This is a genomic window from Candidatus Brocadia sapporoensis (assembly GCF_001753675.2).
Classification (GTDB): Bacteria; Planctomycetota; Brocadiia; order Brocadiales; family Brocadiaceae; genus Brocadia; species Brocadia sapporoensis.
On record NZ_MJUW02000019.1, the window covers coordinates 18247 to 36655 of the forward strand.

The following is an 18409-nucleotide window of genomic DNA, read 5'->3' on the forward strand; positions in this document are numbered from 1 at the left end:
TATGAACGCTGATTTTTACGAAAAAGATGGAAAGACCGAGATTGAGGCAAAGCTTATCTGTCCTGATGGGCTTGATTTCGATACACTTCTTGGCAAGGTAAATAGTATGGGTTTCCAGTATCGTACGGCGGAACCTTGCTTTCAAACAGATAATTATTTCGATACTCCCCAGTACACACTTCTTCACTCTGATGCCGCTTTGCGCATCCGCCAGAGAGGTGAGAACTATATTGGAGCCTATAAAGAAGCATCAGAGAAACAACAAGGGACGATTTTTCAACGCAGGGAATTTGAATGGAGACTTTCAGATAACGAAATAAAGGACTGGAACGAAGAGAAAAGAGCAATAATTCCACCAATCCTTATGGATAAATTCTCTTTTCAAAGACAGACCTTAAGAAAAGTCCTGGTTGTTGAGACCCACCGCCATGCAGCAATTCTGAGAGGCAATGATGGATTTGAGGCAGAACTATCTCTCGACGAGGTGGTTTTTCGGGGTCACAAGGGGCAAAAGCATTTCAGAGAAATAGAAATAGAGTTGTTACATGGACGGCTTGAGCAACTCAAGCAGGTTGCTGATGAATTGCAAAGTCATTTTACCTTACGACCCGCCATTGATTCAAAGTACAGACAAGGTATGATGTACGTGGGAAAGCACGGCATTATCGCATCCTCTTAAACCGGTGTTTAAAAAACAAGCTTTTATTCTCATATCCTTAATACAGCGTTTCCTGCTGCAGCAAAACCGATACATAGACCAAGATATTCATTTTCTCATGGATTGATGATATCTCAAGGATGCGATATCATTACAATGCCGGACCTGTTGGTCGCATGTATTCATATCACCCTCCTTAATGCATGGGAAACAAATTTAACAACGTGATAATCCAAATACGCGGTGACATAAACCTTGTATAAAATCAACGCCCCCAGCAGGATTCAAACCTGCAACCTTTGGCTCCGGAGGCCAACGCTCTATTCAATTGAGCTATAGGGGCTGTACGTTGATTTTAAGCAGATTTTACAGCAAAGAACACATAAGGATCAAGGTTTTTCATAAATGAGAAATTTTTTAGCTAAAATACAAGGATGATAAGACATCTTTGCTCTTCTCAAGCCTTCTATACCCCAATCCTCACCGGCATTGACATAAGCTATTTCGGAAAAGTCACGGGAACAAAATTGCTGATAGATGAATTGTGGCATGCCACAAAATTTGTTGTTGGTTTTTTCTATAAGAACGGATGCCGTATGAGATGCAATTGGTTCACCCAACGTAATACCCTCAATACGACCATCAATGGTAATGACTGCCCCACGCAATCCTAATTCTTCAGAAAAGATAATTGCACATTTCGCTGCCTCGGCTTCGTGGATAAGGCTGTACTGATAGTGAGATTCATCATGGCTTGACAGATTTGACTCCTGGATCTTTTCTTTTTTCCATAGATCAATCATCAGGAGGGCGTCTGCAATATGCCGGGGGTAGAATTTTTCAAAAGAGACGGTGTAATGCCTTTTAAAATAGTTTATCTCGTTTCTCTTCTTTTCGTATTTCCTACCGGCAAGTTTTATGAGGTCAGATGTGTTGTAAAGATAATCGGGATACCCTTCAACAATGCGGAAGGAACTCTTGTCAAAAAGGCTAAGGAAGTCTTCGTAAACGTAATTGATGTAAGATTCGAAACCGCGGGAGTCATTCATTTCACGCATCAGAGAAAAACATTCATGCAGGGTGTTTTGAATATTGTTTTTCCCTAAGGGGGGGAGCATCATACACATGCCTTTGGAAGTAACTCCAAAAAGGCAAAAATTATTATGAATCAGCTTCCATAATAATTCTATGGAGCCTTTCCATATAAAATTGTTTGCAAAAGAATAATCACATAAATTTACCTCTTCTTTCTTTACATAATCGTCAAAAAGACTTTTATCCTCAATTTTTAACCGTTTTAAACCATACAGTTTGCATTTTTCCTCAATACTAATACTACATTCTGTTACTTCCGGGAAACTCGTTTCAATGAGTTGTAAAATGGTTTCTCTCCTAATTGTGGTATACACTGAACTCGTCCGCACGACGGAGGTTCGAGGCCAAGTGCAAACCATTGTAGAGCAGTGGCAGACATCCCCTGTAGATGCCTGAACCAACCGTTGTTCATGTGCATAAAGTTAATCTTTACTTTTAAAGGTCCGATTTTTCTTGCAAAAATTTTCATATCTTATCACTCCCGACACGTTGTATAATTTTGCTGAATTATACAATACCCAAATAGATTTTCAAGAGAGAATTACCATCCATTTGGGAATTTTTCGTATAGGTAAAAACTCAGAATTATTCTGAGGCAGCCAGGAAAAGGCATACTGATTATATTGTTGTGTATGATGGCAAAATACTGCCTTTGGGTATAATGACAATAGAATCGCGAATCATGTAATTTTCTGCATCAAGCTGCTCAATTTTCCTTGCGTTTTCTATATTCACATGGTCTCCGATATGTACATTTTTGTCGACGATTGCACCCACGATACGGGAATTATTACCGATGCCCATATCCGGTATTTTTTTTGCCTGATTCGTCCGAATATTAGCTCTTGTTTCATAGTAATCAGCGCCCATGATGATTGAATTTTGAATCAGGGTATTTTTTCCAAGAATGCTCCGGATTCCAATTATCGAATTACGTATTTCAGCGTTATTGATCATGCAACCGTCTGAGATAATAGATTCTGTGATCCTGCAATCGTTAATAATCGATCCGGGTAAAAAAAGTGGATTCGTGTAGATTGGCGCCTTTTCGCTGTACAGGTTAAAACTCGGAGCGAGAGATGCCAGGTTCAGATTCGCCTCATAAAATGATTTGATGGTGCCGATATCCTCCCAATAACCGTCAAAGAAATAAGCAAATACCCGTCTTGTTTTTATAATTTCCGGGATAATATCCTTACCAAAGTCTGACTTGTTAGTTTCCTTCAGGATTCCGTTCAATACCTCAAGATTAAATAGATAAATTCCCATTGATGCAAGAAGGGTGCGCCCTTTGGCGCTAACACCCCGCCGTTCGAAATCATTTGCATTGAGCGATAGAGAATCAACAACCTTCTCGTCTTTTGGTTTTTCGAAAAAATCAATAATACGGCCTTGCTCATCTATCTTTAAGATTCCTAAATTGGGCGCCTCTTTTCTTTCTACGGGAATTGCTGAGATGGATACCTCGGCTCCGTTCTTAATATGCTCTTTAATAAGATGTTCATAATTCATCCGGTAAAGCTGATCGCCGGAGAGTATCAGGACTAAATCGATATTGGGTTGGTTAAAAAAGCGCAGATTCTGCCGGACAGCATCTGCAGTACCTTGATACCAATGCATACTCTCAATGGTTTGGGAGGCTGCCAGAATTTCAATAAAACCCCTGGAGAAGTTATCAAATTTATATGCCCGTGTTATATGTCTGTGAAGAGATGCTGAGTTAAATTGCGTAAGTACATATATTTTATTGAGTTTCGAATTAAGACAATTACTAATAGGGATGTCAATAAGCCTGTACTTTCCGGCAAGGGGGACGGCTGGTTTGGACCTTTCCTTTGTTAAAGGATAAAGCCTTGTTCCTCGTCCGCCGCCTAAGATTACTGAGATTATATTGTCCATTTTCACTCCTTGCGTTTAAGACTTTTTGTCATAAACCTATCAAATTGTATGCCAATTCAGACAGTAAAGCTTGTGTATTCCACCTTGAAATTCGTTCAAGCTATGTCTTCGGTTGCAAGGGTGGCATGGACAAACTTGTTTGTCCATGGTGTTTGAATATACACACGGATTTGGAATGTGTCACACTGACAAATAAAGTTCGCCGGTGCCACCTTATCACCGAAGTGATGAATTGTAGTTTAACAAAAAACCTTGCTTATGCAAGTCATATGCAAGAAAGTTTGGATTGCATCGCTTCTCTCACAATGCCAACTTTCTTTTTGCGGATACGCTCATCGGCTGGGTCTGTCTTCTTGCAATCGGATATTCCATCGTTGGTAAGTGCAAGATCGCTCCGGTTACATGTCCGAAAGGCATGATGTTGGTTGGATAATGCGCGTTCCAACCTTTTTGCTTTGCTTAGTTCAGGCAATTTTGTTATTTTTAGTTTTGAAGATATCTTGACTGTCTCCGATGACTATAAGATTCAGGAAGGGACGTTCCTGCTGTTGTTGGCAGCAGCAAGGACATTGAATCCTTTGAAAAACCCATGAAATAATATGCGAAGCATTGCCCTAACAAATCAAAAAGGAGGAGTAGCAAAGACAACAACTACCGTGAATCTTGGTGCCTGCCTTGCCCAGATGGGTAAGAAGGTTCTTTTGGTGGATCTGGACCCACAGGGGAACCTCAGTTCGTGGCTCGGCCTGGATATCCATAATCTTGAACGGTCCATGTACAATGTGTTTTTGGAAGAGGTTTATTTTGAAGAGATTCTTACGAAGACATGTGTTGAGAACTTGACTCTTGCGCCTTCCAATGTGGCATTGGCAGGTGTCGAACGAATTCTTGCCCATGAAAAAGGGAGAGACCTTATTTTGCGCAAACGCTTGTCACCCGTTTTGGGTAAGTACGATTATATCATGTTGGATTGTCCTCCTTCTCTGGGGCTAATTACGGTCAATGCATTAACCTTTGTCAAAGAGGTTTTTGTTCCATTGGAAACAAAGGTATTGGCGTTAAATGGTCTTGTAACCCTTATGAATACGGTACAGGTGGTTAAAGAACGGCTGAATCAAAATCTTGAAGTAACAGGAATTATTGCCTGTCGGTTTGATGGCCGGACGAATCTTAGCAACGAGGTGTATAACCAGATCAAGGAGCGATTCAAAGAGAAGGTGTTTAATTCTATAATCAGAGAAAATACCCGCCTGGCAGAATGCCCTATCTCCGGCAAGCCGATTACCCTGTATGCACCGGACAGTCCGGGTGCAGTAGATTACATGAATTTAGCGAAAGAGGTGCTGGAAAGGGAAAAAAACAGAGTTTCGCTGAATCCAATCCCTGCTTAATAAATTATGTTTACTGAAGAATTCACGACATGTTTTCAAAGATGAATCTTCGAACATCGTTTCACAAAGGCATTACGTTGTTTCTCACCCTTTTCCTGCTGGCAGTATTTCTTCCGTTTGCCGACAGCGAAGTCTCTGTATACGCTCAACAGCAGCATCTGAGATATCGCGACTTTAAAGATGCTCCGGTTGATGCCCTGCTTGTTATTGATGTAACACGTGATAGAAAACCGATCAGTAAATATCTCTACGGGGTAAATATAGCAAACTGGTGTCCATGGTATTACCTGAACCTGTGTGCACCAAAACTGAAAGATGCAAAGATTTCTGTTGTGCGTTTGGGCGCAACGAACATGGAGCGTTATAATTATAAAAACAACCGCATCTTTAACGTCATTGCGCGTGAAAATCAGTATATCCCCATGAGCTGGCAGAGTTTTGTTCGATGGTGCAGACAGAACGTGAAGGCAGAGCCCTTGCTGCAGGTATCGGGATATGGCCACGTGGCTGGCAATGGAAAAACAATCAACGATCCAGACTATGATCATGTGCAGACAGCGGATGAAGTTGAACATTGGATTGCACGGGCTGGAGAACGTGTGAATTTCTGGGAAATCGGAAACGAACCGTGGATTGCATGGAAACGAAGTGATTATCCTGAACCGTATCATGATGCTGCTCATGGCGATCAGGTTCTTAATAAAGACACCTCGTATGATAATTATTTTGAGCGCTTTTTGTTTCTGGCGCATAGAATAAAAAAAACAAATCCAAAAGCAAAAGTTTTTGGGCCCACATCAGCAAACTGGTGGTTATACTGGTCGAACGATTATTCGTTGATTTGTCCTGTTACGGAAGCAAATGGTGATGCAAAGGTTGATGATCAGAGATGGAAGACGATGTCTGTCGTTGAGAATCAATGGGATCAGAACATATTTCCGGATCGTGGCAACGATCCGGAAATAACAGGTTGGGAAACGGATCAGAATCGTGTCCTGAGCCAGTATCTGATTCGGGCAAAAGAATACGAGGAAAGGCACGGAATGCGGGTAGTTGATTTTATGGATGTGCATCGCTACATCAGGGCACCGGCGGATAGGGATGCTATCCAGGAACCAAGAGGATTGTGGCAGGATGGTTTTCAGAGCTGGGATATGGAAACAGGTTCTTACGGGATTGAAACAAAATTGTTGAAGCGGTTCCAGAATATGGTTAACACATATTATCCGGATACACAGTTGTCGTTTTCTGAGTACGACTATTTCTACTGGGACGGACATCCGTCACTGCCGCAGATTGCTGCGGTGGGGCAAATGGATTTTTTAGGTTTTTTTGCAAAGATGGGTGTAAAAATGGCGTGCAACTGGTATGTGGGAGAGCCCAATCAATCGGGTAATAACGGTAAAAAAGGGGTCGATAGCGCCGGGCAGGCTATGTTTAATGAAAGAGGTGAGCCGAATCCGAAGTATTGGGCATTCTGGCTAATGAGTCGGTATTTCAGGGGTGAGGTTGTCTCTGCGGAATCAGACAACTGGGACACTTTTTCCGTCCATGCCTGCCAATCAAAAGACATCGTGGTTTTTGTTGCAAATAAAGGAGACTATGCGACAGACTCAGGAAGTTTTATCCCGGATCAACCGCCAAAGATTGCGCAAATTCAGATACGTGGATTGAGCGACCAGGAGAGGCAAAAATTGCAGATAAAAAAAGTGCTTCGGTTTGGTATAAATGACCCACAGGTAATACAGATGGAGCCCTATGGTATAAATCTCAGGAACGGCACGTTTAGTTACGAATTTCAGCCGCTGGCAATTTATGCTTTTATCCTTTCGAAAGAAAGCTCTCCGGAAGAACCGGGTAAATACCTGCAGATAAATCCGAAGCGGATCGATTTTGGTCCCTACGAGACAGGCATTCTTGAAGAAGATGGAGGGAAAAAATACACCGTGCCCATACATATTACCAATGGAAGACAGGGGACTACAGCCTGGTTTGTTAGCAAAGAGGCTGACTGGATTGACATCGTTGGAAATATCCAAGGTGAAGCAAAGGTTACTGATAGGGTGTATTTAACCGTAGACCGCACAAACTTACCGTATGGAAAGCATAGGTCTCAGGTGGCCGTTGCTACGTCAGAGGGGACGGTGGTCGTGCCGGTAACCGTTGAGGTGTTGCCGGGCGAATCGGATGGGGTGAAGAGGATCTGCGATTTTGAAACCGGGTCGCTGGCTCATAGCTGGAACGAGACTGAGCCGTATTCTGTTGGATGGTGGGACGGACACGGCACTCCCGATGACCGTAATAGTCCTTACATTTACCGGTTTTTTTTGGATACGCGGGAAAAGCCTGATACGGGCGGCCGGCTATCCATGAGGGTTGAATTTTGCAGGGCGCATGGCGATACAAAAAACGGGAAGACTTCCATGTCATTTGGTACCTACGGCCACAAAACAGTGATTTCAGGGGAGAATGGACAAGGGAGTGTCACATATGATGCAACGGCAAACTGGAGCAACTATTCGAGCCTTCAATTTGATATCAAGACAGATACAAAGAACCGTCTGGTAACAAGACTTTTGATGGTGATTACCGATGAACTGGGCAATAAGGGCAAGCCTGCTGTTGGCAATAAGCCCTGGAATGCCCGGAAAGGACAAAATCTTCTGAAAATCACCGATGGAAAATGGCAGACGATTCGTATACCGCTTGACGGGATCTTTTACGATTGGCGTTATCCCGAAGGACAGAATGGAGCGAAAACGCAGCTTGATTTCAGCCGTATTTCACAAATCGAATTTGTTCCCTGGCCCGGGAAGGTAAATATGACTGGCACGATATATTTTGACAATTTTTGTGTGATCAAGACTGGAAGTAGTGGAAGTCAGAAGCAGAAAGCACATCTTCTGCCGTAAGAACCGATAGCTTATCTCATGCTTTTTTGCCAATTAGACGAGTGCATTCTTCAAATGAAATTACGGGTGAGTTCAGAAGTTGTGAAGGCGTGTTGACACATTTGAGAATTACTGTGCAGAGCCGATCTGCCCTTGCATACATAAACGTAACAATTTTGTTTTCTGAAAATTTCCAATAAAAACTGGCTATTACATGCAGTGTAGGGGCAAAGCATTTGCTGTAATTGGCACAACACGTCCATGTCTATACGAGCAGATGCTTCGTCCCTGCTGAAATGTTGTCCTTTTGTAAATTTTCCTCCATACCCTTCGTGGTTCGTGATGACAAAAAGAGAGACGGGATAAATTGTCTTGAAAGCCTTGAAAATACTGATAAAATCAAGTTATATCTTCCGTTACAGGGTGGCATGGACAAACTTGTTTGTCCATGTGGTTTGAATATACGCACGGATTTGGAATCTATCACAAAGAAAGATTTTACACGGTAAGACTATAAAAAACCCCTGAATATTCATAAAAACCCATTAACGTGCAAAAGTATTTTTTTTCCAGAGTTTGATTGAATAAGCCCCGAGGTTATTTTCCCATGATCACTGAGACGCCCATGATGCGGCAATACAACGAAATAAAGCGACAACATAAGGACTCTTTGCTTTTTTTCCGGATGGGTGATTTTTACGAATTGTTTTTTGAGGATGCAAAACTCGCCTCAAAGGTGCTGGGGATTACCCTTACCGCCCGGTCTAAGGGTGAGAGCGCGGTCCCCATGGCAGGTGTGCCACACCATGCGGCTGAAACATATATCCGGAGACTGATTAAAGCCGGACTGAAGGTGGCTATCTGCGATCAGCTGCAAGATCCTGATGAAGCAAAAGGAATTGTTGATCGCGGCGTTACCAGGATTATTACGCCCGGAACGGTAACCGAGGATACCCTGTTAGAGGACAAAAGCAATAACTACCTTATGGCAATCTTAAATACCAGCAATCCGGTAGGATTGTCCTGGATCGATCTGTCTACCGGACAATTTGAAGTTGAAGATATTCTGCAGGAAAGGCTTTTTGACGAATTTGCACGACTGAATCCATCGGAGGTCTTATTGCCGGAGGAAACGGTAAGAAATAATACAGTCTTTATGGAAAAACTTCGGGCAGAAGGGAAGACGATGATTACCTCCAGGCCTGATTGGGAGTTTTCCGAGGACACCGCTTATAGGACCCTGACGGAACACTTTGGAACCACATCCCTGGAGGGATTTGGCTGTGAAACGATTGGCCCAGCCCTGGGCGCTGCCGGCGCGGTGATCCACTATCTAAAGGAGACACAAAAGACGTCACTCAGTCATATCATCAAAATTCGCCCATATCAAATAAACAATCGGCTGCTCATGGACAGGGCAACGCAGCAAAGCCTGGAGCTGACACAAACCATCAGGAACGGTGACCGTGAGGGCTCTTTGCTGGGCGTGATCGACCAGACAAGGACTCCTATGGGAGGGCGGTTGCTCAGGGATTGGGTCATCAGCCCCCTGCGGGTATCCGCGGATATCAAATACCGGCAGCTTGGCGTAAGGGAGTTATTTGAAAATGCTGCCCTACGGCGGGAGATCCGTGATATGTTAAGCAACATCTACGATATTGAACGGATTTCCACGAAGATAAGTTGTGGCCGCGCCAATGCCCGTGATTTAATCAGTCTGAAGCAATCCCTCTCAAAACTTCCTGCGCTAAAAGAAAAATTAGCGTTTTGTATTGCTGACATTTTGATTTTCCTGGAACAACAGATGGACGTCCTTGAAGAAGTGAGAATCCTGATTGGCACCTCGATTGTCTCCGACCCTCCGTCGACGATTAAAGAAGGGGGGCTTATCAGAGAGGGCTATGATGCTTCCCTTGATGAACTGAGATATCTCAGCAAAAACGGAAAGAACTGGATTGCCAATTTTCAGGCGGAAGAGATCGCCAGGACGGGAATTAATTCCCTCAAAGTAGGGTATAACAAGGTATTTGGGTATTATATCGAGATCACCAATGTGCACAAGGATAGTATTCCGCAGGACTATATCCGAAAGCAGACCATTAAGAATGCCGAACGTTTCATTACTCCGGAACTCAAGGAGTATGAAACCAGGGTGCTCACAGCGGATGAGCGTGCAAGGGACCTGGAGTACGATCTCTTCTTTCAGATTCGTGAACAGGTCAGCACCTTCACAGCGCGGCTTCAAAAGACGTCTGAGTCAATTGCAGTCATCGATGCGTTATCAACACTTGCGAATCTTGCCGCGGAAAACCGGTATGTCATGCCGGAGATTACCGACGATCTGGAATTAAAAATCACGGACGGACGCCACCCCGTGCTGGATCGCAGACTGGGAGTAGAAAGCTTTGTCCCCAATGATATTCATCTGGATGGAATCCGGGACACCATCATGGTAATTACAGGCCCGAATATGGCCGGGAAAAGCACCTACATTCGTCAGATAGCGCTCCTTGTGCTGATGGCGCAGATAGGGAGTTTTATCCCCGCAAAAGAAGCGGTCATCGGAACGGTCGACAGGATCTTCACCCGGGTGGGCGCATCGGATGAGCTTTCAAGAGGGCAGAGCACCTTTATGGTGGAAATGAATGAGACGGCAAATATTCTTAATAACGCCACAGAGCGTAGTTTGATCATCCTGGATGAAGTGGGACGAGGCACGAGTACCTTTGACGGCGTCAGCATCGCATGGGCGATTACGGAATACCTCTACCAGCACATCCGCGCCAGGACGCTTTTTGCTACCCACTATCACGAACTGACCGAACTGGCGCTGCTCTTTCCGGGAATTAAAAATTTTAACATTGCGGTCAGGGAATGGGGAGAAGAGATTGTTTTTCTGCGAAAAATTGTGGAAGGCGGCACGGACAAAAGCTACGGAATTCACGTTGCGCGACTTGCGGGAATCCCGAAGGAAATTATCCAGCGAGCCCGCACAATACTCAACAACCTTGAAGCGGCAACGCTGGATGTCAACGGAAAGCCTAAATTTGCGCCGCTGAAAACCATTCAAGACAAAAAACAACCGACACAATTAAAGCTCTTTGTGTCCCTACAAGATAAAATACTAGAAGAGATCAGGAAGCTTGATATTTCCATCATGTCACCCCTTGATGCCCTCAACAAACTCGATGAATTAAAGAAAAAATTGGAACGTGAAGAAACATAATGCACCCGCCGGCACTGTTTGCTACTGCCGTGTTTCCTGTCGGAGTGCTTTTTTTATTTGCCGTTGACTTTAGTTTTTAAAATGTTTAGCATATTTTTATTGTTGGCTTTGCGCGGTCAGGTGCGTTGAAATTGTTACGCGGTTATGATGATAAGGAGTTTTCGTTTGGTAGATAAAAAAAAGATTGCTGAGGCTATTCGCCTGTTTCTTGAAGGTATAGGAGACGATCCGAACCGGGAAGGTCTTATAGAGACTCCGGAAAGGGTTGCCGACATGTGTGAAGAAATTTTTGCGGGGATTGGACGGGACTCACACACAGAAATCAAGGTGTTGAAATCAGAAAAGTATGATGAGATCGTACTCATAAAAGACATTCCCTTTTATTCCATGTGCGAGCATCATCTACTCCCATTCAGCGGTGTAGCCCATGTGGCATATATTCCGCAAGGGAATCGGGTGACGGGGATTAGTAAGCTGGCAAGGGTTGTGGAAATAGAGGCAAAGCGCCCGCAAGTCCAGGAACGGCTTACCACGGATATTGCAGAATCCATCATGAAGGCGTTACACCCCAAAGGAGTACTTGTCATCATCGAAGCCGAGCATCTCTGCATGACGATGCGAGGCATCAAAAAACCAGGCGCCAGGGTTAAAACCTCTGTTGTGCGTGGTATATTTCGTGAAAATCCCGCTACCCGCGCAGAGGCATTGATGTTAATCAAAGGGCATTGATCACTGCGCAAAAGTATGTAAAACAACAAGGTTGTTCTTTCCCCTACGTACGGGTACAACCGGAAAACCGGTAATATTCAATCAGTTATCGGGACCCTTTTTTATCATGATAATTATGAAAAAATTTACCAAGATGACAGGAATGTTTGAAAGAAAAATCATCCTGTTCCTTATGACGGTAGTGGTTACTCTGGGCAGCGGGAAACCCTCCTCTGGCAGCGAAGAGTTGTCCGCAAAGCAGTCGGCGGGCATCGAAATAGACTCAAATCTGAAATTTGTTAGCCTGAGTTTGAAGGAAAGCATTGTTTACGCTTTGCGTAATAATTTCGATATTGAGGTGTCGAAGTTAAATTCAAAAATAAGCGATTATGATATTACGAAGGAAAAATCAAGGTTTGACCCTGTTTTCAAAGTAACAGGGAATATCCAAAATAATGAAACACCCAGCACCAATCTATTGCAGCTTGGCAGTTCTACAGCAACCGCTATCCGCCCGTATGTTATGGATCAGAATTCTGGCTCAGCCGTGTTACAGTCCCTCGTTCCTACCGGCGCAACCTTGTACCTAAGTTACAATGTAGCCAGAAGTTTCTATGATCCCAGTCCCTTTCAATTACTAAATCCGGTATATACAAATTATATCGAGGCAGGGCTTACGCAGCCTTTGCTGAAAGGAGGCGGCTGGTTCTATAACAGGAGTCTCATTTATATAGCCAGAAACAACAAAAAGATTTCTCTGGCCCAATTCAAAAGCAGGGCAATAACCGTGTCAGGCACTGTTCAGGAATCGTACTGGAATTATATAAGGGCCACGGAGAATTTAAAGGTAGCAAAAAAATCCTTGGAACGTGCAGAAGACTTGTTGAGGAAGAACAGGACGCAGGTGGAGGTTGGCACCCTTGCGCCCGTTGACGTTATCGATGCCGAATCCGGCGTAGCATCGAGGGTTGAGTTCGTAATTTCCGCAGAAAATGCAATTAAGGATCAGGAGGACGAACTCAAAAGGATTATAAACTTCGCAGACAATGAGATTATCTCCGATGCCACAATCGTCCCCACCGATAAGCCTATATTCGAGCCGAAAAAAGTGGAATTGAAGGATACGATTAAAACAGCCATGGAAAACCGCCCTGAATTGACAGAACTACAACTGGCGACGGAAAATGCTGGTATGCAAACCAGGAGACGAAAAAACGAATTGTATCCACAGTTGGATTTTACCGGTGGTATTCGTTACACGGGTATCGGTAAAGAAGTGTCAAATGCCAATGACCTTGTTTTTTCAGAGTCATACCAGGGAGAATTTCTTGGGCTTACCTTCTCCATTCCTATCGGGAATCGGCCGGCGAGGTCTGAATATAATAAATCCAAGCTCAATGAGCGGCAGGCCACGATAAACTTCAAAAAGAAGGAGCTTGATGTTGTAGTAGAGGTAAGAGAGGCTGTTCGGCAGGTAATGACAAACATAGAAAGGGTCAAAGCCACAAGAAAAGCGAGAGAACTGGCAATAAAAAGATTGGAAAATGAGGAAAACAAATTCAGTGTGGGCAGATCCACGAGTTTGGAAATCCTGCGCGCACAGGAGAATCTTGCCCTTGCGGAGTTTGAAGAGACAAGGGCGATTATTGATTACGAAATCTCATTAGGAAATTTGGAGAGGGCAAAAGGTACGATCCTCGATGTCTATGATATCAAGCTGGAAGAAGAGACGGCAACGTGACCCGCCGAATATAGCCCTGTTTTTTACAGAAAAAAATCCTTTTGGTCTTTGTGTTTCTATCTCTTTCACTCCCCGCATACGGCGCAGTTTTCTTTGTTCTGCCACATCCCATAGTCTTTTCCCGTCATTGATTCCTGGTTTAATGGATAGAAGAGGACGGGGTTTACCTTTTTTGCCTAGCTTGACGCCGGTTGAATGGGTCGAGCAGGCGAAGAAGTTATTTTTCATAACAGAGTGCCCGGGAGGTGGTACGTAAGGAGCGGGGATTGTTTCCTATACCAGAGTATGGGTATTTCCGTTACGTTACGACAGAACGATGAAGTCCGATGTGCGGCGCCGGCAGTTGACCTTAAAGTTACCGGAGAAGTTTCTCTGTCAGGAAGAAGGGCTGGTGTGGGAAGGAATGTCGCCGGACGTAGCATTCGGCTAAAAAGTAATTTTTGTCTTTGTCTCCGGAGTTTTGGCGTTAAGAATGCAGAACGGCAGGGCAGTATATCTCCACCCCGGTTCTTTTTGCCTGCCATGCCACCAGATAACTCCGCAAGCCGTCAGGGATTGAAGTTTCCTGCCGATTTTTACTACACTAAAATCATTTGCAAAATTTATGTTGCACAACATCATGAATTTTCATATAATGCGCCTGTTTCATTGTCTCTACACTAAATTTAAGAGACAACTACAAGTTATGTCTTCGGTTACCGGGTGGCATGGACAAACTTGTTTGTCCATGCCACCCGGTAACCCGCTTAAATAAAATGAAAATTCTTATACCGTCGAGGTAAGAATTAATGTGGCGATTTGATTTTTCAAAAATTCCCGGGAAATAACAAGGACGTTTACGTATCGTATAGAAAAGAAGCATATGTGACAATCGTCGTAAATATACTCAATAATCGAATGGGTAAACGCTTTGTTCCCGTCTTTCAAAAAAGCTAAATGCTACGAATATCTCAGGCTATCAGCTATTATTTACATGGTTATTTTTAGAAAGGAGAAGAAGTATATGCGGAAGAAACAGATGGGGGTTATGATATGTGCCATATTTTTTAGTCTTGCTGTCATGATATCCCAAGCCAGCGCTTGGAATATTCTCACGCTTGACGAAACGGGCGATGTGGGTCAGTTTGGGGCCATAACAACAGGAACGTCCGGCGCCTCTTATATCAGTTATTATGACAACACAAACGAAGACCTCAAATACGCTACAAACATCTCCGGTACTTGGACGACCCAAACCCTGGATAACACCGGTAATGTCGGGCGGTTTACCTCTATAGATGTGGGTACATCGGGGGCATTGTATATCAGTTACTACGATGTTACCAGTGAAGACCTCAAATATGCAACAAATGTCTCCGGTACCTGGACATACGCTATTGTAAACAGTAATAACCAAGTCGGCAGGTTTTCCGGAATAAAGGTAGGGACGAGCGGCGCTGCCTATATCAGTTTTTATTACGATACCGCCTTCGACCTTAGATACGCCACGAACGTCTCCGGTTTATGGGTGGTTACTACTAACGTGGATACAGCCGGCTCGGTAGGCCAGTATACCTCTATAGTTGTGGGTACATCGGGCGCATCGTATATCAGTTATTATGACGACACCAATACCGACCTCAAGTATGCCACAGACGCCACCGGTACTTGGACAACTGAGACATTAGACAGTACTGGAAAAGTAGGCCAGTATACCTCCATAGCTATGGGTACGTCGGGCGCATTGTATATTAGTTATTACGACGAGACAAATGGAAATCTAAAACTCGCTACAAACATCGCTGGTACTTGGACAACTGGAACGGTGGACAGCACCGGCAATGTAGGCCAGTATACCTCCATCGCTGTGGGCACATCGGGCGCATTGTATATCAGTTATTATGATTTTGACAACAAAGACCTCAGGTATGCCACAAACGCCTCCGGTACCTGGACGACCGAGACAGTGGATAGTGACGACGATGTTGGACAGTTTAGCTCCATTTCTGTTGGATTGTCGGGAGATGTGAATATCAGTTATTACGATGATACCAATAAAAATCTCAAATACGCATTTAAATCCGAGACCGGTGTACCACCAACACCAACGCCAACTGCTACACCAACGCCAGGCACACCGACGCCAACACCAACGTCGACTGCTACACCAACGCCAGGCACGCCGACACCAACGCCATCGCCAACTCCGGTGCCTTGTAATGCGAAAAAACTTAACGTAAAACCAAAATCTCTGAAGCTTTCGCAGGGAGAAGACACAGAAAAAACCGTAATCTTAACCTGCAAAGATGGTTTCCCGTCGGTAAATCAACCAGTGAAGGCTAAGATCGTGAGTGGTAAAAAATTCGTGACTGTTTCACCGGCAGAGGCTTACACTGACGAAGATGGTCAGGCAACGTTTACCATTACTGCTACAGAAAAGAAGGGCACTGCAGTAGTACGATTCAAACATAAAAATCTGGTAGGCGACGTAACGGTAAAGGTAAAAAAAGCAACAGAATAAAAAATATTTCTGACCGTTCTTTGCTTGGGAATAAGTCAAATTGTTGTAAAAGTTTTCAAAAAGGGGATGTCATGTTGAAAGGCATGACATCCCTTTCTTTTTAATTTATTAAAGATACCTTTATTGCTGTCTCAATGTGCTGATCTGTTCTTGCATACATCTCAAATTCATCGATAGTTTGGACAAGTTCTCGCCGTTTTTTAAAATTGGGCGACCATGGATGCGATATGAATTAATAAATATTTGAACGGAAGCATCAGTTACATTATTGTATTCTAAAATGGAGAATAAACATATGCAAAAGAAGCGGCTAGGAGTCGCAGTATTACGGCGCAAAAACCTTCTTTTTTCACATCTCCCTTCGACCCCATCGACCGGGGAGATTGGGATACGGTTTTGCTGCGCTATGATATGTGCGATATTTTTTAGTCTCATTGTTATGATATCCCAAGCCGGTGCGTGGGATATTCTCACCCTTGACAGCAATGGTGATCCGGGTGAGTTTGCGGCCATAACAACGGGAACATCCGGTGCTTCCTATATCAGTCATTATGACGACGCATATGGTACCCTTAAGTACACCACAAACGTTTCCGGCACATGGACGACCATCACATTGGATAGTAACGGAAATGTAGGCAGATACACCTCTATAGATGTGGGTACATCGGGCGCATCGTATATCAGTTATTACGACTTTACCAATGAAGATCTCAAATACGCGACAAATGTCTCCGGTACCTGGAAATACACTTTGGTGAACAGCCACAACAAAGTCGGCAGGTTTTCCGGAATAAAGGTGGGGACAAGCGGTGCTGCCTACATCAGTTATTATTACGATACCGCAGGTGATCTCAGGTACGCTACGAACGTCTCCGGTTCATGGGAGATTACTACTGATGTAGACACAGCCGGTAATGTAGGCCAGTATGCCTCCATCGTTGTGGGTACATCGGGCGCATCGCATATCAGTTATTATGACGTTACCAATGGCAACCTCAAGTGTGCCACAAACGTCTCCGGTGCCTGGACAACCGAGACATTGGATAGTGACGGCGATGTAGGCCAGTATACCTCGATCGCCATGGGTACATCGGGTGCATTGTATATTAGCTACTATGATGTTACCCATGGCGATCTCAAGTATGCCACAAACGTCTCCGGTACCTGGACAACCGAGACATTGGATAGTGACGGCGATGTAGGTCAGTATACCTCCATTGCTATGGGTACATCGGGTGCATCGTACATCAGTTATTATGATGTTACCCATGGCGACCTAAAGTGTGCTACGAATATCTCCGGTACCTGGACATTCGAAGCGGTGGACTCTGATAACAAAGTAGGCATTAATAGCTCCATTTCTGTTGGATTGTCAGGAGATGTGCATATCTGCTGTCACGATGATACCGACCACACCCTCAAATACGCATCCAATTTCGAAGCCTACGAAGCACCGCCCCCACCGCCTTGTAAAGTAAAAAAACTTAACGTAAAACCAAAATCTCTGAAGCTTTCGCAGGGAGAAGATGCGGGAAAAACCGTAACCTTAACCTGCAAAGATGGTTTCCCGTCGGTAAATCAACCAGTGAAGGCTAAGGTAATGAGTGGTAAAAAATGCGTGTCTGTTTCACCGGCAGAGGTTTCTACTAACGAAGATGGTCAGGCAACGTTTACCATTACTGCCACAAATAAGACGGGCACTGCGGTAGTACGATTCAAACATAAAAATCTGGTAGGCGATGTAACGGTAAAGGTAAAAAAAGTATCGGGCTAAAAAACATTTCTGACCGTTCTTGTTCGGGAACAGGTCTTATTGTTGTAAAAGTTTTCGGAAAGGGGATGTTATGTTGGGAGACATGGCATCCCCTTTTCTTTTTAATTTTTAGATAAATACGAAAAATCAACCTGAATCTTTCTACATGAAAAAGAAAGGAATAATTTTTTTCGTAGATATTTGCATTTTACTTCTTGTACAATGGAAGCAAATGCCCTAGGGGATTTTATAGAAATGTTTGTAAACTACCTCCTTGTTAAATGCGATTTGTCCAGAAACAGTATCGTCAGTTACAACCGCGACCTTCAGATATTCACCGCCTTTCTGATATCGAAAAATATATCAGACTATAGCAACGTTCGGCTAAAAAGTAATTTTTGTCTTTGTCTCCGGATATTTTGGCGCTAAGAATGCAGAACGGCAGTGCAGTATACTCCATCCCGGTTCTTCTGCCTGCCATGCCACCAGATAACCCGACTTTCGCAATTCGAGCTGAAAAAAGGTTATTTTTAGGCATGAATCG

Annotated in this window: 12 protein-coding genes and 1 tRNA gene; 10 read left to right on the top strand and 3 right to left on the bottom strand. The window is 43.9% G+C overall.

Annotation, left to right across the window (positions count from 1 at the left end):
- Nucleotide 1: 1 nt before the first annotated feature.
- The gene (locus tag BIY37_RS01130) at nucleotides 2-679 is read left to right on the top strand and encodes a CYTH domain-containing protein (RefSeq protein WP_070066008.1); all 678 of its coding nucleotides are present in this window, start codon (nucleotides 2-4) and stop codon (nucleotides 677-679) included.
- Nucleotides 680-927: 248 nt separating this feature from the next.
- Here BIY37_RS01130 and BIY37_RS01135 read toward each other — a convergent pair.
- The 3 genes from BIY37_RS01135 to BIY37_RS01145 all read right to left on the bottom strand — a co-directional run bounded on the left by BIY37_RS01135 (nucleotide 928) and on the right by BIY37_RS01145 (nucleotide 3652).
- Nucleotides 928-1001, bottom strand: a tRNA-Arg gene (locus tag BIY37_RS01135).
- 46 nt (nucleotides 1002-1047) lie between these two features.
- Nucleotides 1048-2067: a DUF2156 domain-containing protein gene (locus BIY37_RS01140; RefSeq protein ID WP_179129204.1), complete on the bottom strand. Its 1020-nt coding sequence runs from the start codon at nucleotides 2065-2067 to the stop codon at nucleotides 1048-1050.
- Between the two features lie 304 nt (nucleotides 2068-2371).
- A complete protein-coding gene (locus BIY37_RS01145) occupies nucleotides 2372-3652 on the bottom strand; it encodes a glucose-1-phosphate adenylyltransferase (RefSeq protein WP_070066010.1) in 1281 nt (426 codons plus the stop codon).
- A 599-nt stretch (nucleotides 3653-4251) separates the two neighbouring features.
- Here BIY37_RS01145 and BIY37_RS01150 point away from each other — a divergent pair.
- The 9 genes from BIY37_RS01150 to BIY37_RS14220 all read left to right on the top strand — a co-directional run bounded on the left by BIY37_RS01150 (nucleotide 4252) and on the right by BIY37_RS14220 (nucleotide 18294).
- Complete coding sequence (locus BIY37_RS01150) at nucleotides 4252-5043, top strand: ParA family protein (RefSeq protein ID WP_070066011.1); 792 nt, start codon at nucleotides 4252-4254, stop codon at nucleotides 5041-5043.
- 29 nt (nucleotides 5044-5072) lie between these two features.
- Nucleotides 5073-7955, top strand: a complete 2883-nt coding sequence (locus BIY37_RS01155) for a glycan-binding surface protein (RefSeq protein WP_070066012.1) — start codon at nucleotides 5073-5075, stop codon at nucleotides 7953-7955.
- Nucleotides 7956-8541: 586 nt separating this feature from the next.
- Nucleotides 8542-11160, top strand: a complete 2619-nt coding sequence (gene mutS / locus BIY37_RS01165) for a DNA mismatch repair protein MutS (RefSeq protein ID WP_070066014.1) — start codon at nucleotides 8542-8544, stop codon at nucleotides 11158-11160.
- A 165-nt stretch (nucleotides 11161-11325) separates the two neighbouring features.
- Nucleotides 11326-11889, top strand: a complete 564-nt coding sequence (gene folE, locus BIY37_RS01170; RefSeq protein WP_070066015.1) for a GTP cyclohydrolase I FolE — start codon at nucleotides 11326-11328, stop codon at nucleotides 11887-11889.
- A gap of 142 nt (nucleotides 11890-12031) precedes the next feature.
- Nucleotides 12032-13609 carry a TolC family protein gene (locus tag BIY37_RS01175; protein ID WP_179129206.1) on the top strand — a complete coding sequence of 526 codons (1578 nt, stop codon included), beginning with the start codon at nucleotides 12032-12034 and terminating at the stop codon, nucleotides 13607-13609.
- A gap of 285 nt (nucleotides 13610-13894) precedes the next feature.
- Nucleotides 13895-14272, top strand: a complete 378-nt coding sequence (locus BIY37_RS13300; protein ID WP_070066017.1) for a hypothetical protein — start codon at nucleotides 13895-13897, stop codon at nucleotides 14270-14272.
- A gap of 340 nt (nucleotides 14273-14612) precedes the next feature.
- The gene (locus BIY37_RS13305) at nucleotides 14613-16109 is read left to right on the top strand and encodes a hypothetical protein (RefSeq protein WP_070066018.1); all 1497 of its coding nucleotides are present in this window, start codon (nucleotides 14613-14615) and stop codon (nucleotides 16107-16109) included.
- Between the two features lie 295 nt (nucleotides 16110-16404).
- Entirely contained in the window at nucleotides 16405-17886 is a 1482-nt protein-coding gene (locus tag BIY37_RS01190) for a hypothetical protein (protein ID WP_143299116.1), read from the top strand.
- 234 nt (nucleotides 17887-18120) lie between these two features.
- Nucleotides 18121-18294, top strand: a complete 174-nt coding sequence (locus BIY37_RS14220) for a site-specific integrase (RefSeq protein ID WP_179129208.1) — start codon at nucleotides 18121-18123, stop codon at nucleotides 18292-18294.
- Nucleotides 18295-18409: the final 115 nt, after the last annotated feature.

Coding starts and splice junctions, on each gene's coding strand:
- BIY37_RS14220 (WP_179129208.1), top strand. CDS start 18,121: ATGTTTGTAAACTACCTCCTTGTTAAATGCGATTTGTCCAGAAACAGT.
- mutS (WP_070066014.1), top strand. CDS start 8,542: ATGATCACTGAGACGCCCATGATGCGGCAATACAACGAAATAAAGCGA.
- BIY37_RS13300 (WP_070066017.1), top strand. CDS start 13,895: ATGGGTATTTCCGTTACGTTACGACAGAACGATGAAGTCCGATGTGCG.
- BIY37_RS01155 (WP_070066012.1), top strand. CDS start 5,073: ATGTTTTCAAAGATGAATCTTCGAACATCGTTTCACAAAGGCATTACG.
- BIY37_RS01175 (WP_179129206.1), top strand. CDS start 12,032: ATGTTTGAAAGAAAAATCATCCTGTTCCTTATGACGGTAGTGGTTACT.
- BIY37_RS01145 (WP_070066010.1), bottom strand. CDS start 3,652: ATGGACAATATAATCTCAGTAATCTTAGGCGGCGGACGAGGAACAAGG.
- BIY37_RS01150 (WP_070066011.1), top strand. CDS start 4,252: ATGCGAAGCATTGCCCTAACAAATCAAAAAGGAGGAGTAGCAAAGACA.
- BIY37_RS01130 (WP_070066008.1), top strand. CDS start 2: ATGAACGCTGATTTTTACGAAAAAGATGGAAAGACCGAGATTGAGGCA.
- BIY37_RS01190 (WP_143299116.1), top strand. CDS start 16,405: ATGCAAAAGAAGCGGCTAGGAGTCGCAGTATTACGGCGCAAAAACCTT.
- BIY37_RS13305 (WP_070066018.1), top strand. CDS start 14,613: ATGCGGAAGAAACAGATGGGGGTTATGATATGTGCCATATTTTTTAGT.